This window comes from Streptomyces sp. Y7 (assembly GCF_043195415.1).
Classification (GTDB): Bacteria; Actinomycetota; Actinomycetes; order Streptomycetales; family Streptomycetaceae; genus Streptomyces.
In genome coordinates this window covers 119,032-142,569 of record NZ_JBIDDQ010000013.1, presented here as the reverse complement: position 1 = coordinate 142,569, position 23,538 = coordinate 119,032, and the positions used below count along the sequence as shown (strand labels likewise).

22 protein-coding genes and 1 riboswitch are annotated in these 23,538 nt (G+C 71.3%); of the genes, 8 read left to right on the top strand and 14 right to left on the bottom strand.

Features of this window, described 5'->3' with window-relative positions:
• Positions 1–225: 225 nt before the first annotated feature.
• Both ACGFW6_RS28260 and ACGFW6_RS28255 read right to left on the bottom strand, forming a co-directional pair.
• Positions 226–1,767 (bottom strand): amino acid permease, encoded by a 1,542-nt coding sequence (locus ACGFW6_RS28260; RefSeq protein WP_393515620.1) that lies wholly within the window; start codon positions 1,765–1,767, stop codon positions 226–228.
• A 37-nt stretch (positions 1,768–1,804) separates the two neighbouring features.
• Complete coding sequence (locus ACGFW6_RS28255) at positions 1,805–2,758, bottom strand: hypothetical protein (protein WP_393515617.1); 954 nt, start codon at positions 2,756–2,758, stop codon at positions 1,805–1,807.
• A gap of 209 nt (positions 2,759–2,967) precedes the next feature.
• On the opposite strand from ACGFW6_RS28255, the gene ACGFW6_RS28250 reads away from it, so the two are divergent.
• Positions 2,968–3,621 (top strand): uridine kinase, encoded by a 654-nt coding sequence (locus tag ACGFW6_RS28250; protein ID WP_393515614.1) that lies wholly within the window; start codon positions 2,968–2,970, stop codon positions 3,619–3,621.
• A gap of 429 nt (positions 3,622–4,050) precedes the next feature.
• A complete protein-coding gene (locus ACGFW6_RS28245) occupies positions 4,051–5,907 on the top strand; it encodes an AAA family ATPase (protein ID WP_393515611.1) in 1,857 nt (618 codons plus the stop codon).
• 25 nt (positions 5,908–5,932) lie between these two features.
• Here ACGFW6_RS28245 and ACGFW6_RS28240 read toward each other — a convergent pair whose 3' ends face one another.
• From ACGFW6_RS28240 to ACGFW6_RS28200, 9 genes are all read right to left on the bottom strand, one after another.
• Positions 5,933–7,021, bottom strand: coding sequence for a hemolysin family protein (locus ACGFW6_RS28240; protein ID WP_393515608.1), 1,089 nt, complete (start codon positions 7,019–7,021; stop codon positions 5,933–5,935).
• Positions 7,018–8,349: a hemolysin family protein gene (locus ACGFW6_RS28235; protein ID WP_393515606.1), complete on the bottom strand. Its 1,332-nt coding sequence runs from the start codon at positions 8,347–8,349 to the stop codon at positions 7,018–7,020. The genes ACGFW6_RS28240 and ACGFW6_RS28235 overlap by 4 nt, the downstream gene beginning before the upstream one ends.
• A gap of 202 nt (positions 8,350–8,551) precedes the next feature.
• Complete coding sequence (locus ACGFW6_RS28230; RefSeq protein ID WP_393515603.1) at positions 8,552–9,007, bottom strand: PH domain-containing protein; 456 nt, start codon at positions 9,005–9,007, stop codon at positions 8,552–8,554.
• An 11-nt stretch (positions 9,008–9,018) separates the two neighbouring features.
• The gene (hisG, locus tag ACGFW6_RS28225; RefSeq protein ID WP_393515600.1) at positions 9,019–9,870 is read right to left on the bottom strand and encodes an ATP phosphoribosyltransferase; all 852 of its coding nucleotides are present in this window, start codon (positions 9,868–9,870) and stop codon (positions 9,019–9,021) included.
• A 49-nt stretch (positions 9,871–9,919) separates the two neighbouring features.
• The gene (locus tag ACGFW6_RS28220; protein ID WP_037701316.1) at positions 9,920–10,192 is read right to left on the bottom strand and encodes a phosphoribosyl-ATP diphosphatase; all 273 of its coding nucleotides are present in this window, start codon (positions 10,190–10,192) and stop codon (positions 9,920–9,922) included.
• A 34-nt stretch (positions 10,193–10,226) separates the two neighbouring features.
• Positions 10,227–10,712, bottom strand: a complete 486-nt coding sequence (ribH, locus tag ACGFW6_RS28215) for a 6,7-dimethyl-8-ribityllumazine synthase (protein WP_003988915.1) — start codon at positions 10,710–10,712, stop codon at positions 10,227–10,229.
• A gap of 25 nt (positions 10,713–10,737) precedes the next feature.
• Positions 10,738–12,150: a bifunctional 3,4-dihydroxy-2-butanone-4-phosphate synthase/GTP cyclohydrolase II gene (locus ACGFW6_RS28210; protein ID WP_393515596.1), complete on the bottom strand. Its 1,413-nt coding sequence runs from the start codon at positions 12,148–12,150 to the stop codon at positions 10,738–10,740.
• Positions 12,147–12,788, bottom strand: a complete 642-nt coding sequence (locus ACGFW6_RS28205; RefSeq protein ID WP_393515593.1) for a nicotinamide riboside transporter PnuC — start codon at positions 12,786–12,788, stop codon at positions 12,147–12,149. The genes ACGFW6_RS28210 and ACGFW6_RS28205 overlap by 4 nt, the downstream gene beginning before the upstream one ends.
• Positions 12,785–13,402, bottom strand: a complete 618-nt coding sequence (locus ACGFW6_RS28200; RefSeq protein ID WP_393515590.1) for a riboflavin synthase — start codon at positions 13,400–13,402, stop codon at positions 12,785–12,787. The genes ACGFW6_RS28205 and ACGFW6_RS28200 overlap by 4 nt, the downstream gene beginning before the upstream one ends.
• 147 nt (positions 13,403–13,549) lie before the next feature.
• Positions 13,550–13,680: riboswitch (FMN riboswitch) on the bottom strand.
• Positions 13,681–13,998: 318 nt separating this feature from the next.
• On the opposite strand from ACGFW6_RS28200, the gene ACGFW6_RS28195 reads away from it, so the two are divergent.
• Entirely contained in the window at positions 13,999–14,886 is an 888-nt protein-coding gene (locus ACGFW6_RS28195; protein WP_393515587.1) for an RNA polymerase sigma-70 factor, read from the top strand.
• Between the two features lie 152 nt (positions 14,887–15,038).
• Positions 15,039–15,794: an SDR family oxidoreductase gene (locus tag ACGFW6_RS28190; protein ID WP_393515584.1), complete on the top strand. Its 756-nt coding sequence runs from the start codon at positions 15,039–15,041 to the stop codon at positions 15,792–15,794.
• A gap of 41 nt (positions 15,795–15,835) precedes the next feature.
• On the opposite strand, the gene ACGFW6_RS28185 is transcribed toward ACGFW6_RS28190, so the two are convergent.
• On the bottom strand, positions 15,836–17,065 hold the full coding sequence (locus ACGFW6_RS28185) for an ROK family transcriptional regulator (RefSeq protein ID WP_393515582.1): 1,230 nt from the start codon (positions 17,063–17,065) through the stop codon (positions 15,836–15,838).
• 237 nt (positions 17,066–17,302) lie between these two features.
• On the opposite strand from ACGFW6_RS28185, the gene ACGFW6_RS28180 reads away from it, so the two are divergent.
• Positions 17,303–18,514, top strand: a complete 1,212-nt coding sequence (locus ACGFW6_RS28180) for an MFS transporter (RefSeq protein WP_393515579.1) — start codon at positions 17,303–17,305, stop codon at positions 18,512–18,514.
• On the opposite strand, the gene ACGFW6_RS28175 is transcribed toward ACGFW6_RS28180, so the two are convergent.
• Complete coding sequence (locus ACGFW6_RS28175; protein ID WP_393515576.1) at positions 18,474–18,932, bottom strand: acyl-CoA thioesterase; 459 nt, start codon at positions 18,930–18,932, stop codon at positions 18,474–18,476. The genes ACGFW6_RS28180 and ACGFW6_RS28175 overlap by 41 nt on opposite strands.
• Positions 18,933–19,076: 144 nt before the next feature.
• Between ACGFW6_RS28175 and ACGFW6_RS28170 the strand changes: the two genes are divergently transcribed.
• On the top strand, positions 19,077–20,486 hold the full coding sequence (locus ACGFW6_RS28170) for a uracil-xanthine permease family protein (protein ID WP_393515573.1): 1,410 nt from the start codon (positions 19,077–19,079) through the stop codon (positions 20,484–20,486).
• A 6-nt stretch (positions 20,487–20,492) separates the two neighbouring features.
• Here the strand turns inward: ACGFW6_RS28170 and ACGFW6_RS28165 are convergent, their stop codons facing one another.
• Complete coding sequence (locus ACGFW6_RS28165; RefSeq protein WP_393515773.1) at positions 20,493–21,626, bottom strand: glycoside hydrolase family 6 protein; 1,134 nt, start codon at positions 21,624–21,626, stop codon at positions 20,493–20,495.
• 172 nt (positions 21,627–21,798) lie between these two features.
• On the opposite strand from ACGFW6_RS28165, the gene ACGFW6_RS28160 reads away from it, so the two are divergent.
• Positions 21,799–22,485: a DUF5995 family protein gene (locus ACGFW6_RS28160; protein WP_393515570.1), complete on the top strand. Its 687-nt coding sequence runs from the start codon at positions 21,799–21,801 to the stop codon at positions 22,483–22,485.
• Between the two features lie 119 nt (positions 22,486–22,604).
• Positions 22,605–23,534 carry an LLM class F420-dependent oxidoreductase gene (locus ACGFW6_RS28155; protein WP_393515567.1) on the top strand — a complete coding sequence of 310 codons (930 nt, stop codon included), beginning with the start codon at positions 22,605–22,607 and terminating at the stop codon, positions 23,532–23,534.
• Positions 23,535–23,538 lie beyond the last annotated feature (4 nt).

Genomic DNA, 23,538 nt, shown 5'->3' with positions numbered 1-23,538 from the left:
CCGGGTAGGGCGGATCCTGTGCACGGCTGTCCGCCAACTATGAACGCAGGAGGCAGCCTCTGCCAGCACTTCGGCCCCTGGCGTGGCTACGAATATTGGACTCGACCATTGGCATGACCTGGGCAAGCCCCACAGCCCAACTCTCTTGCACGTTGGGCCAGATGGAGGCCCCGCCCCCCGGTGCACACCGCCGCGACGGTGTGCACCGGGACCGATGGCGGTTCGTCAGACCAGATCCATCGCCGCCACCTCGTCGGGCCGGCCGTAGCTGACCGGGCCGTGGAAGCGGCGGCGGGCGCTGGTGAACCACCACACCGTGGCCACGGCCAGGACCCCGGCCAGGGCGACCGGCGCGTAATTGAACGAGTCGGCCGTGACCGGCGCGGCCTGCGGCAGCATGAACAGGACACTGCTGACCAGGATCCAGGTCACCGCGACGATGCCGACCGGCCGCCCCCAGCGGCCCAGGTGCCAGGGGCCGGGCTGGAACTCGTCGCCGAGCCGCAGCCTGAGCAGGATCGGCACGGCGTAGGCCAGGAACAGCCCGACGACGTTGACGCTGACGATGGCCGTGAACGCCGTGTGCGACCACCAGCCGGGCACGACGAGCGCCAGCGAGCAGCCGACCGCCAGCCACACCGCCTTCACGGGGGTACGGGTGCGCGGCGAGACCGAGTGCCACCAGCGTGAACCCGGCATCGCGCCGTCCCGGGAGAACGCGAAGATCTGCCGGGTGTTGCTGGTGAGATTGGCCAGCCCGCAGAAGAGCATGGCCCCGATCACGATCAGCAGCAGTGCCTTCGCGCCGCCGAGTCCGAGCCCGTCGATCAGAATCTGCACCGGCGGTGCGTCCGCGCCCGCGACCCGGTCGTAGTCACGAATGCTGTAGACCAGTGCCAGCATCAGCACCAGTCCGGCGATTGCCGAGTAGGCGATCGCCCGTGTGATCCCCTTCGGCGCGTTGACCGTGGCCCGGACCGTTTCCTCGGACATGTGGAAGCTGCCGTCGAAGCCGGTGAAGGTCCAGCTGGTGACGAGCAGTCCGAGCATGCCGCCGTAAAGGCCGCTCGTGAAACCGGTGTTGTTCGCGAAATGCGTGACGTACGAGACCGGCTGATGGTGATCGGGAATGACCGTCAGAGCCGTCACGATCACCACGAGTCCGCAGAGCAGCCACCAGACGGAGATCCTGTTCAGTACGGCGACGAGCTGAACGGTGTAGGTGTTGGCGAGCCCCTGGAGCACGATGATCAGGGCCGTGATCAGCACCGTGCGGTGGCCGGTGGTCTCGTACGAGGGCCACTGGAGGTTGATGAAGGCCTGGATGAAGGTGGCGGCGGCGTACCCGGTGGCGGCCGTGCCGCCGACCTGGCCGACGAAGTTCAGCCAGCCGGTGTACCAGGACCAGGCGCCCTTGTGGCGTTTGGCCAGTTTCCCGGCGGAGAAATACAGCGCGCCGCTCGTCGGATAGGCCGAGGCGACTTCCGCCATCGCTGCTCCCACGAAGAGCACCATGACGGAGACGCCTATCCAGCCGAAGACGAGAATGCTCGGACCGCCCGCGTTCAGACCGAACCCGAAACCCGAGAAGATACCCGAGATGATGTTGATGATGGTGAACGAGATGGCGAAATTGTCGAACGCCTGAAAGCGTCGCGTGAGTTTTCTCGGATAACCCATCGCATGCAGGGTGGCGTCGTCGTCGAGCGCGTGCGGATCCGCTCCCCCGCGCGCTCGGGCACGCGGGGCGGATATCCGGTGTGACACGGGCCGGACCTCTCTCTCGGTGGGGGGTGGCGGCACGTCAGGCGCCCGGCACGGGCAGCCCGCAGGCGCGGCGCGCCCGGGACAGTTGCTCGGCCGGGTCGCCGAAGACGGACCAGGGCATGCGCGAGGCATAGGGGCCCATCGCCGTGAAGACGGCGCGTGCCTGCGCCTCGCACCCGGCCATGACCATGGCGTGCGCGAGGTAGGCCAGGTCGAGGACCGGAGTGAAGGGGTAGCCGGCCACCACCGGCAGCCAGTTCCGGTGGATGTCCAGCGCTGTCGAACGCCATTGCGGCTGCTCCCAGACGCGGTCGGCGAGCAACCGGGTGGGGTCGTAGCACTCCACCAGAGCGACCAGCGGGAGCAGCCGCAACGGCGAATCGGCGGGTGCCCGCTGCCCGAGGAAGGCGGCGACGTCCCAGGCGGCGGTCACGGAGCCGCCGTAGCGAGGGAAGAAGCAGGCCAGAAAGCGGTGGTGGGCCTCGCGGTGCCAGGGGTCGAGGGACAGGACGTGGGCGAAGAGGCGCCATGGACCGGGCGGCGCGGTGAGCAGCCCGCGCGGTGCCTGGTCGCGCAGCCGGTGCAGCCGGGCCATGGCCAGCTTGGCCACCCAGGGCGTGGGGTCGGCGGGGTCGGCCGTCGTGGCCCGTTCACAGGCGGCCAGCGCTATCCGCTCCAGCGCCTCGGTGCGCGGGTCGCGGGCGTCGGCCGCGCGCAGCGCCCGCAGCACGGCGACCCGCGCCCACATCAGGGCGGCCTCGGGGCCGGGCTCCTCGGCCAGCCAGCGCTCGACCAGGTCGGAGTCGGCGGCCTCGGAGGCGAGCACGAGGGAACGGTGGGCACGCAGGGCGAAGGCACCGCGAGTTTCGGCCAGGGCGTCGCGGGAGCTCAGATAACGCCCGGCCCGGACGTCGACGCATACGCTCGCCAGCAGGCGGTCGTCGGCCGCCGGATGCCAGACATACTGCCCCTCGAATAACCCCGCGGCCATGTGTCCCAGCCCATCCCCGTTACGTCACCTCACTGTTGCACACCAGGCACCTTACTCAGCGTGGGCCTCAACCGGAACGTGGATTTCACCGGGGTGGCCGGAGTTTTTCGGCGGCATTGACGACCTCCGCCGGCTAGTTCAAAGCGACACCTTTTCTCATCCCGCCGCCGCATCCGCTTTCACCCACTACTAGAATGTTCCAACGAAATATGCCCAACCCCGACCAGCTTTCAGGAAAAACGATTCACGAGCTCGCCGCGCGGCTCCGCCGCCTCCCCCCGTCCTGCGGCCCCGTCCGCCTCGTCGGCGTCGACGGGCACGCGGGCTCCGGGAAGTCGACCTTCGCCGGGCGGTTGGCCCGGGAGCTGGACGACGCCCCGGTCCTGCACCTCGACGACATCGCCAGCCACGACGAGCTGTTCGCATGGACGGACCGACTGCTGGCCCAGGTGATCGCGCCGCTCACCGAGGGTCGGACCGCCCACTACACCCCCTACGACTGGCGGGCCCGCCGCTTCGGCACGCCCCTCGCCCTGCCGCCCGCACCGGTGATCGTCGTCGAGGGAGTCGGCGCCGGACGCCGCGCCCTGCGCCCGCACCTCGCCCGGCTGCTGTGGATGGACGTGCCGCACGAGGAGTCGTGGACGCGAGGACGCTCGCGGGACGGGGAGGAGCAGCGGGACTTCTGGGAGGGGTGGGTCAGGGCGGAGCTGAGTCACTTCGCCGAGGACCCTTCGAGACCCTTCGCCGACCTTCTGGTTCGGCAGTGCGGCAAGGGATATGAGGTGATTCCTGGGCCTGCCGGGACTGCTGGACCGGACCACTCCCTCACACACGGTGACGACCCATCGGCAATGTGCTGAACTTGTGAAGAGACCCTCCGGACAAGTTCCCGGAGTGCTTCAACTCGGCTTGACCCGGGGGCCGTACAGGACTTACGTTCTGAATGTGCGGTCATTCGAGACCGCCCGAAGACGCGAAGCCCCCGGTTGTTCCCCCGTGATCGGGGGCTTCGTTCTGCCCTCACTCCGTTTTTCGGGCGCCGAGAGGCGTGATTTGCTCACCCTCGGTCACCGCCCGCTCTCCCCCCGATCTGCTCCCACCTCGCCAAACGGCCGGTGCGGCACCCTGGGGCGGGCCATACCCTCGCAGGTACGATGCCCTCGGTGCGACCTACGGACGGCTGCTCTGCGCACCGTTGCAACTCCGTTCCGCGGTACGGCGGTTCGGTTCCGGCGGCCGGCGGGCGAGTGGTCGGCCAACCGACGGGGGCACGGTTTGTGGGGGACGTGATGGACTTCGGCACGCAGGGCCCCGAGGCCCCGGCCGACCTCGCCTGGCTGCGAGGTGTGGACGCCTACACGATGGGGGCGTATCCACAGGCGGAGGAGGAGTTCCGCACCGCTGTGCGGATCGATCCCGGGATGGCCGACGGCTGGCTCGGGCTGCACGCGCTGCGCGTGGACACCACGACCGCGCTGCTGCGGATGTTCCGGCACCGGGACCGCTTCGGGGAACAGCGCGCCCGGCACCGCCGCACTCTCAACTCCTGGTACTGGCTGGGCTGGTGGGTGCAGCCGGTCCTGGAGAGCCCGCGGGACCTGCTGCTGGCGCACGCCTCGCACTGGCTGGACGGCCGGCACGTCCCGGAACTGGACCGGGCGCTCGCCGGGCTCCCGCCCGTGGACACCGACCACCAGGTCCGCTTCCTGCACGCCTGCCGCGCCTATCTGGTGAAGGACTGGGAGCAACTCGTCCAGCACACCGAGCCGTTGCTCGACGATCCGATGCTCGGCATAGAGGCGGGCCTGTTCGGCGGGATGGCGCGGGTGCGGCTGGAGATGTACGGACAGGCCGAACCCCTGCTGTCGGCCGCGCTGATGCGCTGCCGCAGCGAGCAGCCGCAGCGCAAGGAGCTGCGCTACTGGCTGGCCCGCGCGCACGAGGGCACGGGCCGCTCGGCCGCCGCCCTCCCCCTCTACCGTGCCGTGCACCGCGTCGACCCCGCCTTCATGGACACCTCGGCCCGGCTCGCGGCCATCGCCGAGGGCGACGGGTACGACGACCCGACCGACCTCGCGGCGATCACACTCACCGGCTTCGGACAGGACATGGCCGACGGGCTCGATCCACTGTTCGGCACCGAGGGACGGGACCTGAAGCTGTCCGACCCCGACCTGCCGCCCACCGGCCCGCTGCCGTCGGTGGTGGATCCCGCGGTGCGCGAGAAGACCGCCGTGTCCGCGCAGCCGCTGCCGGCCGGTCCGACCGACCCCGCGTTACTCGAGGAGGCGCTCGCCGAGCTCGAGCGCATGGTGGGTCTTGAGCCCGTCAAGCGCCAGGTCAAGGCGCTGTCCGCCCAGTTGAACATGGCTCGGCTGCGCACCGGGCAGGGGCTGCCGGTGCAGCCGCCGAAACGGCACTTCGTCTTCTCCGGCCCCTCGGGCACCGGCAAGACCACGGTCGCGCGCATCCTGGGCCGCGTCTTCTACGCCCTCGGGCTCCTCGGCGGCGACCATCTGGTGGAGGCCCAGCGGGCCGACCTGGTCGGCGAGTACCTGGGCCAGACGGCTGTGAAGGCCAACGAACTCATCGACTCCGCGCTCGGCGGGGTGCTCTTCGTGGACGAGGCCTACTCCCTCTCCAACACCGGCTACGGCAAGGGCGACGCCTACGGCGACGAGGCCCTGCAAGTGCTGCTGAAGCGGGCGGAGGACAACCGGGACCACCTGGTCGTGATCCTCGCCGGCTACCCCGAGGGCATGGACCGGCTGCTGGCGGCGAACCCCGGCCTGTCCTCGCGCTTCACGACCCGCGTCGACTTCCCCTCGTACCGCCCCCTCGAACTGACCTCGATCGGCGAGGTCCTCGCCGCCGAGAACGGTGACGTGTGGGACGAGGAGGCGCTGGACGAGCTGCGTTCGATCGCCGGGCACGTGGTCGACCAGGGGTGGATCGACGAGCTGGGCAACGGGCGGTTCCTGCGGACGCTGTACGAGAAGAGCTGCGCGTACCGGGATCTGCGCCTGACGACCTATCCGGGAGCGCTGACCCGGGACGAGCTGTCGACGCTGCGGCTGCCGGATCTGATGCAGGCCTACGGCGAGGTCCTGTCGGGCCGGGGTCCGCAGGATCCGTCGGCCATGTGACGGATCCCGCGGTCCCGTGTCCGGGTCAGCCGGCGAGTGCCTCTTCCGGCTCGCCGCTGCCGACCCGCGGTGCCGTGACCCGTACCTCGGGCAGCTCCCGGTGCGCCGGGTCCCGCACCTCGCCCACCAGGAGTTCCAGTACGTCCTCCAGCGTGACGAGGCCGAGGACCCGGCCGGAGGCGTCGGCGACCTGGGCGAGGTGCGTCGCGGCGCGGCGCATCACCGTCAGGGCGTCGTCCAGGGGCAGTTCCGAGCGCAGGGTCGTCATCGGGTGCCACACCTGCTGCGGCACCGCACGCTCGGACTCCTCCAGGTCCAGTACGTCCTTCACGTGCAGATAGCCCATGAAGGCGCCGTTCTCCACGGCGACCGGGAAGCGGGAGTACCCGGTGCGGGCGGTGAGCGCGACGATCTGGCCGGGGGTGACCGAGGGGCTGACGGTGACGAGGGACTCGCGCCCGAGCAGGACGTCCGTCACCGGGCGGCTGCCCAGCTCCAGGGCGTCCTCCAGACGCTCCTGCTCCTCCGGATCGAGCAGTCCGGCCTGGCCGGAGTCCTCGACGAGCCGGTTGAGCTGCTCGCTGGTGAAGACCGCCTCGATCTCGTCCTTGGGCTCGACGCGGAACAGCCGCAGGATGGCCTGCGCGACCGCGCCCAGCGCGACGGTGATCGGCTTGCAGAAGCGGGCGAACCACACCAGGCCGGGGCTGAGCCACAGCGCGGCCTTCTCCGGCGCCGCCATGGCCAGGTTCTTCGGCACCATCTCGCCGATGACCAGGTGGAAGAAGACCACCGCGGCGAGCGCGATGGCATAGGTGAGCGGATGGATCATGCCGTCCGGCAGATGGGCCCACTCGAAGACCGGCTCCAGCAGATGCGCCACGGTCGGTTCGGCGACCGCGCCGAGCGTCAGCGAGCAGACGGTGATGCCGAACTGGGCCGCCGCCATCATCTGCGGCAGGCGCTCCAGGCCGTACAGGACCTGACGGGCGCGTGCCGTGCCCAGCGGTTCGATCTGGCTGCGGCGCACCGAGACGAGTGCGAACTCGGCGCCCACGAAGAAGCCGTTGGCGAGCACGAGCAACGCGGCGAAGACGAGTTGGAGCACGCTCATCGGGCGACCTCCACCACGGACCCGGTCCGCACCAGGCGGACCCGCTCGGCGCGGTAGTGGCCGACCCGGCGCACCGACAGCCGCCAGCCCGGCAGCTCCGCCCGGTCCCCGACGGCGGGGATGCGTCCGAGCAGGTCGGCGACGAGTCCGGCGACGGTCTCGTACGGCCCCTCGGGCACGTCGAGTCCTATGCGCTGGAGGATGTCGACCCGGCAGCTGCCGTCCGCGTCCCAGGCGGGACGGCCGTCCTCGGCCGGGGCGGCGGCGAGTTCGGGCGGTTCGTTGAGCACGTCGTCGTGCTCGTCGCGGACCTCGCCGACGATCTCCTCGACGATGTCCTCCAGGGTGACCACGCCGGCGGTGCCGCCGTACTCGTCGACGACGACCGCGATGGGCTGCTCACTGCGCAGCTGGGCCAGCAGGGGCCGGACCGGCAGGGTCTCGGGGACGAGCAGTGCCGGGCGGGCGATACGGCCGACCGGGGTACGCAGCCGCTCACTCGAACGGATCGCCAGCGCGTCCTTCAGATGGACCATGCCGACGATCTCGTCGATCCTCTCCCGGTAGACCGGGAAGCGGGACAGACCGGTGGCGCGGGTGAGGTTGACCACGTCCTCGGCGGTCGCCGACGACTGGAGCGCGCTGACCTTCACACGCGGGGTCATGACGTGCTGCGCGGTGAGCTCGGCGAGCGACAGGGTCCGTACGAACAGGTCCGCGGTGTCCTGTTCGAGGGCGCCGGCCTGAGCGGAGTGCCGGGCCAGGGAGACGAGTTCGCCGGGGGTGCGGGCGGAGGCCAGTTCCTCGGCGGGCTCGATGCCCAGCGCGCGCACGAGACGGTTCGCGACGGCGTTCAGCCCGGCGATGACCGGGCGGAAGAGCCGCGCGAAGGCGTGCTGCGGGCCCGCGACGAAGCGCGCGACCTGCATCGGCCGGGACACCGCCCAGTTCTTGGGCACGAGCTCGCCGATCACCATCTGCACGGCCGAGGCCAGCAGCATGCCGACGACCACGGCCACGCCGGACACCGCGCCCTCGGGGATACCGATGGCGGTGAAGGGGCCGCCCAGCAGCTGGGCGAGCGCCGGTTCGGCGAGCATGCCGACGACGAGGGAGGTGATGGTGATGCCGAGCTGGGTGCCCGAGAGCTGGAAGGACAGTTCCTTGAGGGACTCGACGACCCGGTGGGCCCGGCGGTCACCCTCGGCGGCTGCCTTCTCGGCGTCCGTCGCCTCGACGGTGACCAGGCCGAACTCGGCGGCCACGAAGAAGCCGTTGGCGAGGATCAGGAGGAACGCGGCTGCGAGAAGCAGCAAGGGGATGCTCATGACGCGGCCGCCCCGGTATGTCGGGTGGGGGCGGCGCAGGTACTACAGGACGATCCGTCCATCGCTGGAGGGAATCACTCCTCGGGTCGCAGGGGGCCTCTGAAGACCGTGGGGAACATCAGTGGCGGAGGCGTCACGAAAACGCCTCCGCCAACAGATTAATCAAGACATGGCGATTTCCGGCAGGGTGAACGCCGCCGAGTCAGCCCTCATGGTCCTCGGGCTCCTTGATGCCATGGGCCTCGGCGAGCGCCCGCAGGGCCCGCGCGTCGGCGATGGCGTGCTGCTTGGCGATGCCCGGCTGGATGCCGAGCGCGGGCAGGCTGGTGCCGTCGCTGAGGTTGAGGAACACCCAGGGGTCCCCCGGACGGAGGTTCACCTGGAGGATCTCGGCCCAGTCCAGCCGGCGCCGGGTGGCGATGTTCACCACGGTGACGCCGGACTCGTCGGCGACGACCTTCACACGTGCCAGCATCGCCAGTACGCCGAACATGAGCGCGCCGGTGAGGATGAAGCTGAGGCGCTCTCCGGGGCCGAGCTTCTCCAGGAGCAGCGCGACGGCCGTGATGACGACGAAGATCGCGGCGCCCGCGGTGAGCAGGACGGCCCGGGTGCGGCCCGGTCGGAACGTGACGGGAAGAGCAGGCAGTTCGGACATCTCGGGGCTCTCTACAGGCGGCAGGCGTGGATGGCCGTGGTCAGGATGGCCCGGGCGCCGATGTCGTAGAGGTCGTCCATGATCCGCTGGGCTTCCTTGGCGGGGACCATCGCGCGGACGGCGACCCAGCCCTCGTTGTGCAGCGGGGAGACGGTCGGCGACTCCAGGCCCGGGGTGAGCGCGACGGCCTTCTCCAGCTGCTCGACGCGGCAGTCGTAGTCCATCATCACGTAGGTCCGGGCCACCAGGACGCCCTGGAGGCGGCGCAGGAACTGCTGGACCTTGGGGTCCTCCGCGTCCGCGCCGGTGCGGCGGATGACGACGGCCTCGGACTTCATGATCGGCTCGCCGACGACCTCCAGACCGGCGTTGCGCAGCGAGGTGCCGGTCTCGACGACGTCCGCGATGACCTGGGCGACACCGAGCTGGATGGCGGTCTCTACGGCGCCGTCGAGGTGGACGACGGAGGCGTCGATGCCGTTGTCGGAGAGGTGCTTGGCGACGATGCCCTCGTAGGAGGTGGCGACCGTCTTGCCCTTCAGGTCCGCCAGGTCGTCGCCGACGGTGCCGGGCTTGGTGGCGAAGCGGAAGGTGGAGCGGGCGAAGCCGAGCGGCAGGATCTCCTCGGCGTTCGCGTCGGAGTCGATCAGCAGGTCGCGGCCGGTGATGCCGATGTCGAGCTGGCCGGAGGCGACGTAGATGGCGATGTCGCGGGGGCGGAGGTAGAAGAACTCGACGTCGTTGCCGGGGTCGACGATCCGCAGTTCCTTGGACTCGCGCCGCTGCTGGTAGCCGGCCTCATGCAGCATCTCCGCCGCAGGGCCGGACAGGGAACCCTTGTTGGGGACGGCGATGCGCAGCATGAGGTCGGCTTCCTTCGTTCGCTTCGATGGGGTGCTGGGTTGCTGATGCTCAGAGGTGGGCGTACACGTCGTCCAGGGAGATGCCGCGGGCGACCATCATCACCTGGACGTGGTACAGCAGCTGCGAGATCTCCTCGGCGGCCGCTTCCTTGCCCTCGTACTCGGCGGCCATCCAGACCTCGGCGGCCTCCTCGACGACCTTCTTGCCGATGGCGTGAACGCCCTTCTCGACGAGTTCGGCGGTACGGGAGGTGGCGGGATCGCCGGTGGCGGCCTTGTGCTGGAGCTCGGTGAAGAGCTCCTCGAACGTCTTCTTGGACATGGTGACGCTCAGCCTATGCCACATACGCCTTTCGTCAGCGCCAGGGTTCAGATACTGAGCGCAGCGTCGCCGCCGTGGCCACGGCGGCGGTCACCGCCTCGTGTCCCTTGTCCTCGTTCGAGCCCTCGATGCCGGCCCGGTCCAGGGCCTGCTCCTCGGTGTCGCAGGTCAGCACGCCGAACCCGACGGGGACGCCGGTCTCGACGGAGACCTGGGTGAGCCCCTGGGTCACGCCCTGGCACACGTACTCGAAGTGGGGGGTACCGCCGCGGATGACGACCCCGAGGGCCACGATCGCGTCGTAGCCGCGGCCCGCGAGGACCTTGGCGACCACCGGGAGCTCCCAGCTGCCGGGGACCCGCAGCAGGGTCGGCTCGTCGATCCCGAGGTCGTGCAGGGCGCGCAGCGCGCCGTCCACCAGTCCGTCCATCACCTTCTCGTGCCACTGTGCCGCGATGACCGCGACCCGCAGGTCGCCCACATTGCGTACGGACAGCTCCGGTGCGCCCTTGCCGCTCACGTTCTTGAGTCTCCTCGGTGTGCTGTTACTGGTTGGTGCAGGTGGACAGGGGGGCCGCGGCCACGGGGACCGTGTCCAGCCAGGGCAGGTCGTGGCCCATCCGGTCCCGCTTGGTGCGCAGGTACGTCAGGTTGTGCTCGCCCGCCTGCACGGGCATCGGTTCGCGCTCGGTGACCTCGATGCCGTGGTCGCGCAGCGCGTCGGACTTGTCGGGGTTGTTGGTCAGCAGGCGCACGCTGTGCACGCCCAGGTCGGCCAGGATCCGCGCGCCGGCGCCGTAGTCGCGGGCGTCGGCGGGCAGGCCGAGTTCGAGGTTCGCGTCGAGGGTGTCGCGGCCGCGCTCCTGGAGTTCGTAGGCGCGCAGCTTGGACATCAGACCGATCCCCCGGCCCTCGTGTCCGCGCAGGTAGACGACGACTCCGCGGCCCTCGTCCTGGATGCGTTCCAGCGCCGCCTGAAGCTGCGGGCCGCAGTCGCAGCGCAGCGAGTGGAAGACGTCGCCGGTGAGGCACTCGGAGTGGATGCGGACCACGACGTCCTCGCCGTCGCCGAGCTCGCCGTGGACGAGGGCGACGTGCTCGACGCCGTCGACGGTGGAGCGGTAGCCGTACGCGGTGAAGGTGCCGTGGGCGGTGGGGAGATGGACCTCGGCCTCGCGGCGGACGGTGGACTCGGCCGGGAACGACTCGCGCTCGGCCGGGGCCTGCTCCGCGTGCTCAGGGCGCTCGGTGTCGCGCAGGTAGGTGATCAGGTCCTCGATGGAGATGATCGTCAGGCCGTGCTTGCGGGCGAACGGGATGAGCTCGGGCAGCCGCAGCATCTCGCCGTCCTCGCCGGCGATCTCGACGATGGCGCCTGCCGGGCGCAGGCCCGCGAGGCGGGCGAGGTCGACGGCGGCCTCGGTGTGGCCGTTGCGCACGAGGACACCGCCGGGGCGGGCGCGCAGCGGGAAGATGTGGCCGGGCCGGACGAGGTCCGACGGCTGCGCCTTGCCGCTCGCGAGGAGCTGGAGCGTGGTCGAGCGGTCGGAGGCCGAGATGCCGGTGGTCACGCCGTGCGCGCCCGAGGCGTCCACGGAGACGGTGAAGGCGGTCTTCATCGACTCGGTGTTGTCCTGGACCATCTGCGGGAGCTCCAGGCGCTCCAGTTCGTCGGGCTCCATGGGCGCGCAGATCAGGCCGCGGCACTCGCTCATCATGAAGGCGACGATCTCGGGGGTCGCGTGCTCGGCGGCGATGACGAGGTCGCCCTCGTTCTCGCGGTCCTCGTCGTCGACGACCACGACCGGGCGGCCGGCCGCGATGTCGGCGATGGCCCGCTCGACCGGGTCGAGGGTCAGGTCCTCGATGTCATCGGTGCGGTACAGGGTCGGTGGGATCGAGGGGGCGGCGCGAAGCGCCTCGTTCAGGGTGGTGGCGGGTGACGGGTGGGCGGTCATGCCGGCGCTCCTTCCAGGACGGGCCGCGCGTTCCTGCGGGAGCGCAGCCACCAGTCGCGCATGCCCCACAGGACCAGTGCGCCGTAGATGACGTAGACGAAGCCGGAGAAGGCGTAGCCGTTGGCGAAGTTCAGGGGGACGCCGACGAGGTCGACGAGCAGCCAGGCGAACCAGAACTCGACCATGCCGCGCGCCTGGGCGTACATGGCGACGACGGTGCCGACGAAGATGTAGGCGTCGGGCCAGGGGTCCCAGGACAGGGTCGGGTACGCCTTGAAGAGCAGTGCCACCGCGACGGTGCCGGCGGCGGCCACCGCGACCATGGCCCCGCGCTCGCGCCAGGTGGCGAACCGTACGGCGATGTGGCCGTCCTCGCCCTGGTCCTTGCCGCGCTGCCACTGCCACCAGCCGTACAGCGCGACGGCCATGACGACCGCCTGCTTGCCCGCGCTGCCGGTCAGATGGCCGAAGAAGGCGCCGAAGAGGATCAGGCCGGCGAGGAACTGCACGGGCCAGGTCCATATGGAGCGCCGCCAGCCGAGGGCGAGGGCGGCGAGGCCGAAGAGGTTGCCGATCATGTCCGACCAGAGGATGTGCTGGCCGAACAGGGCGAAGGCCTCGGAGTTCAGCGAGTTCACCGGTCCGTCGCTCCTTCGGAGGAGAGGCGGTCGCCCAGCATGCGCTCGACGTACTTGGCGATGACGTCGACCTCGAGGTTGACCGGGTCGCCGGGCTGCTTGAGGCCGAGCGTGGTCAGGTCGAGGGTGGTGGGGATCAGGCTGACGGTGAAGTAGTCGGGGCCGGCGTCGACGACGGTGAGGCTGATGCCGTCGACCGTGATGGAGCCCTTCTCGACGACGTACCGGGACAGGTCCGCGGGGAGGGAGACCTTCACGATCTCCCAGTTGTCGGAGGGCTTGCGCTCGAGGACCTCGGCGGTGCCGTCGACGTGACCCTGCACGATGTGCCCGCCGAGGCGGTCGCCCACGGCGGTGGGGCGCTCCAGGTTGACGCGGGAGCCCACGGAGAGGACGCCCAGGCTGGAGCGGTTCAGGGTCTCGGCCATCACGTCGGCGGTGAACTCGTCGCCCTCGTGGTCGACGACCGTGAGGCAGACGCCGTTGACCGCGATGGAGTCGCCGTGCTTCGCGCCGTCGGTGACGACGGGCCCACGCACTCGGAAGCGACAGGCGTCGTCGAGGGTCTCGACGGCGGTGATCTCGCCCAGCTCTTCGACGATTCCGGTGAACACTTCCCGGGTCCTCCTGCCACATAGGGGCACGGACTCCGGGGCCTGTCGGTGACGACAGAATGTACGAGCAGGGACACCGGGGGCGACGCCGGACAGGGCTCGCCCCGTGGACGAACCGGTACGGCGGCGCGCACGAATGCCCGCCCGCCGCGCACTGCCTCCCATCCGGACTTTAACCGTCGGTCCAGGAATTTCACCTGGTCAACCGGCCGCTGGAGGCGACCGGGTCGCGGACTGTAACCGCCGGTTCGGACTTTCACCGACCCCGGAGTGCGCTGCTTCTGGTACACGGCCAGTGTGCCACGCCTGATCGGTGTCCATACGGGCGAAGGGTGTGGGGTGGCTCACAGGCCGTTGTGATGGACTTCCACGGCGACGGCACGAGCCGCCAACTCCCTTGTGCGGAAATGCTCTTGGGATTGGTCCATACCTATTGACGCTATGGTCTAGTCCTCTTTAGGGTGCGGGAACCTCCCCGTCCTCGGATCCCTCTTCCTCTGGAACCCCCGCAGACGACCCGGCGGCGGTGACGACGGCCCTTGCCCGCCGCCGGGTCTCCCAACCGGTGCCCGTGACGCCTCTGGCAGGGTGAGGGCATGACGAGCGCGACCGCCGAAGAGTTCGAGTCACACCGCCCGCGGCTGTTCGGTCTGGCGTATCGCATGCTCGGCTCCGCGGAGGAGGCCGAGGACACCGTCCAGGACGCCTACCTGCGCTTCAGCGGCGCCGACCGGGACACGATCGAGCACCCGCCGGCCTGGCTCGCGAAGGTCGTCACCAACCTCTGCCTGAACCGGCTGACCTCGGCGCGAGCCCGGCGCGAGCGGTACGTCGGCCCCTGGCTGCCGGAGCCGGTGGCCACCGCGGACGGCGCGCTCGGGCCTCTGGAGTCCGTCGAGCAGCGGGACGCGGTGTCCCTGGCGATGCTGGTGCTGCTGGAGCGGCTGACGCCGACCGAGCGGGCCGTGTACGTGCTGCGGGAGGCGTTCGCCTACGGCCACCGGGAGATCGCCGAGGCGCTGGACCTGACCGAGGCGAACTGCCGGCAGCTCTACCGGCGCGCGGTGCAGCGGGTCGGTGAGGAGCGTTCCCGGTTCGAGTCGACGCCCGAGCGGCAGGAGGCGCTGGTGAGGTCGTTCCTCACGGCGGCCCGTGAAGGTGACCTCGGCGGACTGGAGAAGCTGCTGGCGGCCGACGTCGTCTGGTCGAGCGACGGCGGCGGCAAGGTCTCGGCGGCGCGGCGGCCGATCGAGGGCCGGGAGAAGGTGTCCCGTTTCCTCGCCGGCGCGTCGCGGACGTTCCTGGCCGGCGTGGACTTCACGCTCGCCGAGGTCAACGGTTCGGCCGCCCTGGCCGTCTGGACGGGCGACACGCTGAAGACGGTGGTGGCGTTCGAACTGCGGGACGGGCTGATCTCGCACGCGCGGGCCGTGGTCAACCCGGGCAAGCTGGAGTTCGTGCGCCGTCAGCTCGCGCGGGCGTAGCGCGGCCCGACCGCGGGGCGGGGTGACCGGCCCGCGGGTGAACCGGCCGGGCTCCGCGGCGCCCGGCTGTCACATTCACCCGGGGTACCCGGTCCCAGTGGGCGAGGGGTGCTTCGACCGGGAGCGCCCGGCGTCCGAAGGGACTGCAGAGCATGACCACGATCCTGGTGACCGGCGGCACCGGCACCCTCGGCCGGCTCGTCACGGAGCGGCTGCGCTCGGGCGGGCACGAGGTGCGCGTGCTCAGCCGGCACACCCAGCCGTACGCCGTCGACCTCCGCAAGGGCGGTGCCGGCCTGGACGCCGCGGTGGCGGGCGTGGACACGGTCGTCCACTGCGCGACCTCGACCAACGGCGGCGACGAGAAGGCTGCCGGGCAGCTGATCGCGGCTGCGCGGAAGGCCGGCGTACGGCATCTGGTCTACATCTCCATCGTCGGCGTCGACCGGGTGCCGCTCGGCTACTACAAGGCGAAGCTCGCGGTGGAGCGGATGGTCGAGGAGTCGGGGCTGGAGTGGACCGTGCTGCGCGCGACCCAGTTCCACGACCTGGTGGTGAAGGTGCTCGGGGCCATGGCCAGGGTGCCCGTCGTGCTGATCCCGTCCGGTGTGCCGGACCAGCCCGTCGAGGTCGCCGAGGTGGCGGACCGGCTGGCCGAACTGGCCGTCGCGGCCCCGGCCGGACGGGTCGACGACATGGGCGGACCCGAGGTACGGAGCTTCGACTCGCTCGCCCGCGCCTATCTCGAGGCCACGGGCCGCAAGCGGCTCGTCCTGAACGTGCCGCTGTGGGGCAAGGCGTACCGGGCCTTCCGCTCGGGCGGCCATCTGGCACCGGAGCGCGCGGTGGGCAAGGGGACGTTCGAGGAGTACCTGGGGCGGCGGGCCGGGGGCGGGCGGGGCGCCTGACGGGCACGGTGTCCCCCGGCGACGCGGATCGCTCGTGCCGGTCAGCGGTCCTGGGGTGCGAACAGTTCGTCCTGTGCCGCGTCGCGTGCGGTGAGCAGCGCGCCGCGCAGGACGGCGCCGCCGCCGAGGCCGCTGGGCCGCACCACAGTGGGGAGCGGTGACATCCGTCGGATCCGCTCCTCCACCCGCGCGGCGAGCACCTCTCCCCCGGCCTGCCCGACCTCGCCGCCGAGGACCACACAGCCGGGGTCGAGGATGGCGACGACCGAGGCGACGCCGATGGCCAGGCGGTCGGCGAGGGTGTCGAGGAAGCGGTCGGCCGGGGACGTGTCGCGCGCCGGCCGGCCCGGAGCGTCCGCCGTCCCGGTCACCAGCGCGACGGCGTCTCCCACGACGCCGGCCGCGAGCGGCTCGGACGCGGAGGCGTCCTCGACCGGCAGGCCGTAGGACTCCGCGAGTTCCACGATCGCCGCCGACCCCGCCAGCGAGTGGAACCCGCCGTCGCAGTCCACCGCCGACGGCAGCCCCGTCGTCCCGGGCACCGGAAGGAAGCCGATCTCGCCGGTGCCGCCGGAGGCCCCGCGGCGCAGCGCGCCGTCGAGGACGACCGCCGCGCCGGTGCCGTGGCCGAGCCACAGCAGCACGAAGGTGTCCCGGTCGGCGGCGACTCCGTCACGCTGCTCCGCGAGGGCCGCGAGGTTGGTCTCGTTCTCGACGCTGACGCGGGCCTCGGGAAGCCGTTCCTGAAGGGCGGCCACCAGGCTGCGGTGCCATTCGGGCAGGCCCGTGGAGTCGCGCAGTTCACCGCTCGCCGGGTCGATCAGGCCCGGGGCGCCTATCCCCACCGTATGGAGGCGGTCCGCCCCGGCCTCCTTCACGACCCGTTCCACCAGCGCCACCGCCTGCTCCACGGCGGGCCCCGTCCCGGTGTCGCCGCCGATCGGCGCCGACGCGTCGGCGAGGACGGTCCCGACCAGGTCGGACACGACCACCGAGACGCCCTCGGTACGGACGTCCAGGGCCGCCAGCTGGGCGCGGTCGGCGACGATGCCGTACAGCTTGGCGTTCGGGCCGCGGCGCTGCTCACCGGCCTCGCCGACGACCGCTATCAGCCCGGCTTCGGTGAGGCGCTCGACGAGGTCGGCCACGGTCGGCCGGGACAGTCCGGTCAGCCGCTTCAGCTGTGCTGCCGTCAACGAGCCCTCCTGCTGGAGCAGTCGGAGGGCGAGCCGGTCGTTGATGGCCCGGGCGGTGCTCGGTGATGCGGGCATGCCGGGATCCTTCCAGATCGCGGGTCGTGCGACGGACGGCCTGACATCCGGCAGCCGGAAGCGACGGCGGCGAATACGACCGACCGGTCATCCGGCAGCCAACGACGGCCACGGCAGCGGCAGCGGCAGCGGCAGCGGCAGCGGCAGCGGCAGCCGGTATATCCCCTATCTATCAGGCAGGGTTCCTGATAGTTTACGCCGGACGCAGGCCGAAGCGAAGACCGGGAGGGTCGCACAATGAGTGGGATGGTCTACGACCTGCGCGAAGTGAGGAGAGCCCGGTACGCCGTGGCCGCCGTCTTCGCCGTGCACGGCGCCGTCACCGGCTCGTTCGCGACGCGCGTGCCGTGGATCCAGGACCATGCCGACCTCAGCGCGGGCCAGTTGGGCATCGCGCTCGCCTTCCCCGCGCTCGGCGCCTCCCTCGCCATGCCGCTGGCGGGCAGCGTCTCCCACCGCTTCGGCGCCCGCAACGCCCTGCGTGGTCTGATCGCCCTGTGGACGCTGGCGCTCATCCTGCCCTCGCTCGCCCCCAACCTGCCGGCGCTGTGTCTGGCGCTGTTCGCCTTCGGTGCCACGGCGGGCATGTCGGACGTCGCGATGAACGCGCTCGGCGTCGAGGTCGAGACCCGGCTGGGCCGGTCGATCATGTCGGGCCTGCACGGCATGTGGAGCGCGGGCGCCCTGGTCGGCTCGGCCGCCGGCACGCTCGCGGCGCACCTCGGCTCGGACGCCCGGCTGCACCACGCGCTCGCGGCGGTCACGCTCACGCTCCTCGGCGTGGCGGCCTGCCAGTGGGTCCTCGACCTGCAGGCGGCCGAGGACGAGGAGCCGCCGCCCCGGTTCGCGCTACCGCCCAGGTCGGCGCTGCTCATCGGCGCGGTGGGGTTCTGCGCGGTGTTCGCGGAGGGCGCGAGCCTGGACTGGTCGGCGGTCTATCTGCGGGACCAGCTGGACACCTCGGCGGGCCTCGCCGCCGCCTGCACGACCGGGTTCACGCTCACCATGGCGATCGCCCGGCTGGCCGGCGACAGGGTGGTGGACCGCTACGGCTCCGTGCGCACGGTCCGCTTCAGCGGCGTCCTCGCCACACTCGGCGGACTGCTCATCATCGTGTCCGACCAGCCGGTCCTGGCCATGGCCGGGTTCGCGCTGCTGGGGCTCGGCATCGCGGTGGTCGTGCCGCTGTGCTTCGCGGCGGCGGGCCGCAGCGGCCCCAACCCCTCGCTCGCCATCGCCGGTGTCGCAACGATCACTTACACCTCGGGGCTCGTCGCCCCGAGCGCGATCGGTGGGATCGCCCAGGCCACCAGCCTGATGGTGTCGTTCTGCCTGGTCACCGTGCTGTCCTTCGGGCTCGTGGTGTTCGCGCGCGTCCTGCGCGCCGGTGACCGCGAGCGTCCGAAGGTCAGTCGGCCGGACGCAGCAGTTCCCGACCCGCGGCCCTGAAGCCCTCGCTCCACGGCGCCGGGCGCAGCGTCCCGGCGTCCAGCCGGACCAGGACCCGGGTGCCGTGGGCGTAGGTCACCGAGCCGTCGGCCGAGCAGAACCGGAAGCCGTACGTCAGCCCGGTGTTGCCGAGCCGCTCCAGCCACAGGTGGACGGCGTAGGTGCCGGGCCTGGTGACCGGCGCCTCGTAGCCGATGCGCAGTTCCTTGACCGCGTTGCAGGCGTCGCCGGCGGCGACCCAGTCGCCCTCGAAGCGGAAGCCGTGCTCCTGCCACAGCTCGGCCCAGGCCCGCTCGACCATCAGCGGGTAGCGGGCGTTGTGCAGCAGGCCGAGCGCGTCCAAATCGTCGAAGTGGACGGTGACGGGGACGAGCCGGCCGTAGGACAGGGCGGGCGCGGTCGGGGCTTCGGCGGTCACGGCGGGACTCCTGGGACGTACGAGTTGACTCCCGTCATCCTAAGCGGACGCTCAGCATCCCTGATGGGCCCGGGTCGGCGCCGCCTCCGGTGTCCCTGACAATGGTCCGGACACCCACCCGCACGACGAAAGCGAAACCGCACCATGGATCTCGGCGTCCGCTGGAAACTGCACGGCGACGGACGCACCCCGGCGCCCGGAGCGGTCGTCCGGCCCGACGAACGGCTGACCTGGCCCCGTACGGTCGGACTCGGCGCCCAGCACGTGGTGGCGATGTTCGGCGCGTCGTTCGTGGCGCCGGTGCTGATGGGGCTCGACCCCAACCTGGCGATCATGATGTCCGGCGTCGCGACGGTGATCTTCCTGCTGGCCACGCGCGGCCGGGTGCCCAGCTACCTCGGCTGTTCGCTCTCCTTCGTCGGCGTCGCGGCCGTCATCCGGGCCGACGGCGGTTCGAGCGCGGTCGTGACCGGCGCGGTCCTGGTCGTCGGCGCGGTGCTGTTCCTGGTGGGCCTCGCCGTGCAGCGGTTCGGGGCGCGGATCATCCACGCCACCATGCCGCCCATCGTGACCGGCGCGGTGGTCATGCTGATCGGCTTCAACCTGGCGCCGGTGACGGCCTCCACGTACTGGCCTCAGGACCAGTGGACGGCGCTGCTGGTGATGCTGTTCACCGGTCTGGCCGTGGTCTGCCTGCGCGGTTTCTGGTCGCGGATCGCGATCTTCCTGGGCCTGGTCTTCGGGTACGGGATCTCCTGGGCCTTCGACCGGATCTTCGGCCGGATCCACTCGGCCGACGCGAGCGGCAAGGTCACCGACCACTGGCGGCTCGACCTCTCCGGCGTCGGCAGGGCCGACTGGATCGGGCTGCCCGATCTGCACGGCCCCTCCTTCCAGTGGTCGGCCATCCTCGTCGCGCTGCCCGTCGTCATCGCCCTGGTCGCCGAGAACGCCGGGCACGTCAAGGCGGTCGGCGAGATGACCGGCGACAACCTGGACAGCAAGCTGGGCACCGCGATCTCCGCGGACGGCGCCGCCTCGGTGCTCTCCACGGCGGTGGGCGGCCCGCCCAACACCACGTACTCCGAGAACATCGGCGTGATGGCCGCGACCCGCGTCTACTCCACCGCCGCCTACTGGGCCGCCGCCGGTTTCGCGCTGCTCTTCGGCGTCTGCCCCAAGTTCGGGGCGATCGTGGCCGCCATCCCGGGCGGCGTCCTCGGCGGCATCACCGTCATCCTGTACGGCATGATCGGCCTGCTGGGCGCCCAGATCTGGATCAACGCCGGGGTGGACCTGCGCAATCCGCTGAACCTGGTGCCGGCCGCGGCGGGCATCATCATCGGCGTCGGCAACGTCACCATGGAGTTCACCGACACCTTCGAGCTGAGCGGCATCGCGCTCGGCACGCTGGTCGTCATCACCGGCTACCACGCCCTGCGGGCGTTCGCCCCGGCCCACCTCAAGACACAGGAGCCGCTCCTCGACGAGGGGACGTCGTCCTACGACGAGGAGGGCGGCACCGGCGCCGAGCCCGAGGGTGCCAAGCCGTAGGCGGACTCAGCGCGCCAGTTCGTAGGCGTACGACGCGGTGAACGTCCCCGGCCTGCCCTTGCAGCCGTCCGACTCCCCCGGCAGCTTCACCCACAGGTAGGCGTCGATCCGCGACTCGCCCGTCGCCAGGGTCGGTGCCCGGCCCAGCTTGCGGCCCGAGGGGTCGCACCACTCCCCGTCCGCCGGGGCGCCGGCGCCGTTACGGCTGGTGTCGATGACGGCGCCCAGGCTCGCGGGGCCGCCAAGGGCGTCGAGGACCTGCCGGTCGTAGGCGATCTCGCCGGACGTGGTGTGGAAGTTGGAGACGTTGCTGAAGACGCCGTCGGAGGACGCGGTCGAGGCGGCGCCGGCCTGCCGCAGCCACTCCGCCTGCTTGGCGGGCGTGTTCCAGCCGGAGTGCCCCGCGTCGTAGTAGACGCGGGCCTTGGGGTTGGCCGCTTTCAGGACGCGGCCCGCGCGGGCGAGGGAGGCGAAGCGATCGGCGCGGGCGCCTTCGGAGAGGCACTCGGCCTGGGCGACGGAGTCGGGCTCCAGGACGACGATGACATCCCCGGTGCCGAGTCCGGCGGCGAACCGGTCGATCCAGTCGTCGTAGGCGTCGAGCCCGGGCGCCCCGCCCTCGGAGTACCCGCCGCAGTCCCGGTCCGGTATGGCGTACGGCACGACCACCGGCACCCGGCCGAGCGCCGAGCCGCCCGAGGTGACCGCGCGGACCCGGGCGGTGATGGTGTCGGGGGTGTAGTCGGCGAACCAGACCGCGGCCGGCTGCGCGGCGATCCGGGACGCGATGACGGCGTGCCGGGGGTCGGCCGGGTTGTCGCGGACCCACTCGAGGACCTGCGAGTCGGGGTGCCGGTAGAGGCGGCTGGAAACCACGGCCGTGCTCTGCTTCCTCTCGGCCCGTGGGGGCGAGGGCGTGGGGGTGGCCTTCTCCCGCGGCCGGGTGGGCGAGGCGGACGTCGGTGAGGGGGACTTCGTGACCGACGGGGACGCGGACGGCAGGAGCGGCAGGGACTCCAGGCTCGGGGAGCGCGTCACCCGGGGCGGCCCGGCCTCGTCACTGCCGCTGCGGTCGTCGAGCGCGGAGACCATCCCGGTGATCGCGCCGACGGCGACCACGACCGAGGCCGCCACCGCCATGACGCCGCGCCGGGCGGCCCTCCTGCGCTCGGTCCTGCGCGCGGCCAGTCGCTGGGCGCGTGAGCCTGGCACGGTCCTGCTCCCCCTCCCCCACAGCGAGCGCGTCCCCCGTTCTGGGGAAGCGCCGGGCCCGCCGACACTGCGGCCACCCTAAAGCTGGGACATTGCCCCCATGGCGCAATGCGAACAATTCACCACAGCCGTGGACGCGGTCGTCTCCCGTATGCGCTCCCTTGAAGCGATGCTCCCCGAACGCGACGGTGTCGCCGTCTTCAACCGCGTCTACCTCGCCGTCACGGAGGCGGTCGACCGGCACATCGACAGCGGCCGGTTCACGGACGCGCGGGCGGCGATCACGCTGGACGTGCGGTTCGCGGAGCGGTATCTCGCGGCCGTGGAGAGCGCCGAGGACGAACGGCGTCCACCCGCGTGCTGGCGGCCCCTGTTCCAGATGCGGCGCCATCCCGGCGTACGACCGCTGCAGTTCGCGCTCGCGGGCATCAACGCGCACATCGGCCACGATCTGGCGCTCGCCGTGGTGGACGCCTGTCGTAGCCTCGGCTGCGAACCCCGCGATCTGGAGGACGAGTTCGATCGCGTGGGTGATCTCCTCGTCTCGCTGGAGGAGCGCATCCGCGAAGATCTGATGCCGGGTCCCGACCTGCTCCAGATCGCCGACCCGCTCACCCATCTGCTCGGCTCCTGGAGCCTGGAGCGCGCGCGGGACGCCACCTGGTCGTCGGCCCGGGCGCTGTGGGCCCTGCGCGGGTTTCCCGACGTCGCCGAGGAGTTCACCGAGCGGCTCGACGCGGCGGTGGGGTTCGCGGGACGCATGCTGCTCACGCCACTGGCGGACTGATCTCGGCCACACCGCGCGGTACACCTGACCCACGCGGGTACCCGAGTTAAGTTGATGATTGAACCGTCAGTGACGGATCCGAACCGATCTGTGACGGACCGACGCAAAGGAGCGTACGGATGGCCCTTCGGCTGGGGCTCAGCCTCCCTCAAGCACAGCAGTACGACATCGGCCGTGACGTACCGGACGTCGCGCGCACCGCCGAGCGGATCGGCTACGAGAGCCTGTGGGTCTACGAGCGGGCCCTGTTCCCCGAACCCCAGACCCAGGGCCTGTACGGCATCGAAGGGCTGGCGTGGCCCGACATGTACCGGGGCGTGCCGGATCCCCTGGTGACGCTGACCCTGGCGGTGGCGGCCACCGAGCGGGCCCGGCTCGGCACCAGCGTCCTGGTGGCACCCCTGCACAACCCGTTCCAGCTCGCCAAGGCGCTCGCCACGCTGGACTCGGCGAGCGGCGGCCGGGTCGTGGCGGGCTTCGGCACCGGCTGGTCGCTCGACGAGTACGCGGCGGCAGGCGTGGCCCCGTTCGAGGAGCGCGGCAAGGTCCTCGACGAGATCATCGACGTGTGCCGGGCCGTGTGGGGGCCCGACCCCGTGTCCTACGAGGGCCCGCACTCCAGGGTCGCCTCGGCCGTGGTGGCGCCCAAGCCCGCCCGGCCGATCCCGATCCTGGTGCCCACCAACAGCAAGAAGGCGATGACCCGGCTCGTCGACCGCCTCGACGGCTGGATGCCGATCGCCATGGGCGCCGAGCAACTCGCCTCGCAGTGGCGGCAGTTGCAGGACCTCGCGGCCGAACGCGGACGCACCGAGCCGATCCAGGCCGTGGTCCGGATCAACGTCCAGTACAGCCCCAAGGCGTACGACGGCGACGACCGCGCCGCGTTCCAGGGCAGCGTCGACCAGATCGTCGAGGACCTTGCCGCGCACGCCGCGGACGGGCTGGAGGAGTTCTTCTTCGAGCTCCAGGGCCTCGCGCGCGACGCCCAGGAACTGAAGGACGTCGCCGCGGAGGTGTACGAGGCGGTGCGGGCCGCCGGGCTCTGACGGC

Bases quoted from the DNA above. Each gene is read 5' to 3' on its own strand.
- ACGFW6_RS28255 (WP_393515617.1), bottom strand. From the start codon at position 2,758: ATGGCCGCGGGGTTATTCGAGGGGCAGTATGTCTGGCATCCGGCGGCC.
- ACGFW6_RS28240 (WP_393515608.1), bottom strand. From the start codon at position 7,021: ATGAGCGTGCTCCAACTCGTCTTCGCCGCGTTGCTCGTGCTCGCCAAC.
- ACGFW6_RS28170 (WP_393515573.1), top strand. From the start codon at position 19,077: ATGGATCTCGGCGTCCGCTGGAAACTGCACGGCGACGGACGCACCCCG.
- ACGFW6_RS28245 (WP_393515611.1), top strand. From the start codon at position 4,051: ATGGACTTCGGCACGCAGGGCCCCGAGGCCCCGGCCGACCTCGCCTGG.
- hisG (WP_393515600.1), bottom strand. From the start codon at position 9,870: ATGCTGCGCATCGCCGTCCCCAACAAGGGTTCCCTGTCCGGCCCTGCG.
- ACGFW6_RS28220 (WP_037701316.1), bottom strand. From the start codon at position 10,192: ATGTCCAAGAAGACGTTCGAGGAGCTCTTCACCGAGCTCCAGCACAAG.
- ACGFW6_RS28160 (WP_393515570.1), top strand. From the start codon at position 21,799: ATGGCGCAATGCGAACAATTCACCACAGCCGTGGACGCGGTCGTCTCC.
- ACGFW6_RS28210 (WP_393515596.1), bottom strand. From the start codon at position 12,150: ATGACCGCCCACCCGTCACCCGCCACCACCCTGAACGAGGCGCTTCGC.
- ACGFW6_RS28230 (WP_393515603.1), bottom strand. From the start codon at position 9,007: ATGTCCGAACTGCCTGCTCTTCCCGTCACGTTCCGACCGGGCCGCACC.
- ACGFW6_RS28185 (WP_393515582.1), bottom strand. From the start codon at position 17,065: ATGCCCGCATCACCGAGCACCGCCCGGGCCATCAACGACCGGCTCGCC.
- ACGFW6_RS28235 (WP_393515606.1), bottom strand. From the start codon at position 8,349: ATGAGCATCCCCTTGCTGCTTCTCGCAGCCGCGTTCCTCCTGATCCTC.
- ACGFW6_RS28250 (WP_393515614.1), top strand. From the start codon at position 2,968: ATGCCCAACCCCGACCAGCTTTCAGGAAAAACGATTCACGAGCTCGCC.
- ACGFW6_RS28195 (WP_393515587.1), top strand. From the start codon at position 13,999: ATGACGAGCGCGACCGCCGAAGAGTTCGAGTCACACCGCCCGCGGCTG.
- ACGFW6_RS28155 (WP_393515567.1), top strand. From the start codon at position 22,605: ATGGCCCTTCGGCTGGGGCTCAGCCTCCCTCAAGCACAGCAGTACGAC.
- ACGFW6_RS28180 (WP_393515579.1), top strand. From the start codon at position 17,303: ATGAGTGGGATGGTCTACGACCTGCGCGAAGTGAGGAGAGCCCGGTAC.
- ACGFW6_RS28165 (WP_393515773.1), bottom strand. From the start codon at position 21,626: ATGGCGGTGGCGGCCTCGGTCGTGGTCGCCGTCGGCGCGATCACCGGG.
- ACGFW6_RS28190 (WP_393515584.1), top strand. From the start codon at position 15,039: ATGACCACGATCCTGGTGACCGGCGGCACCGGCACCCTCGGCCGGCTC.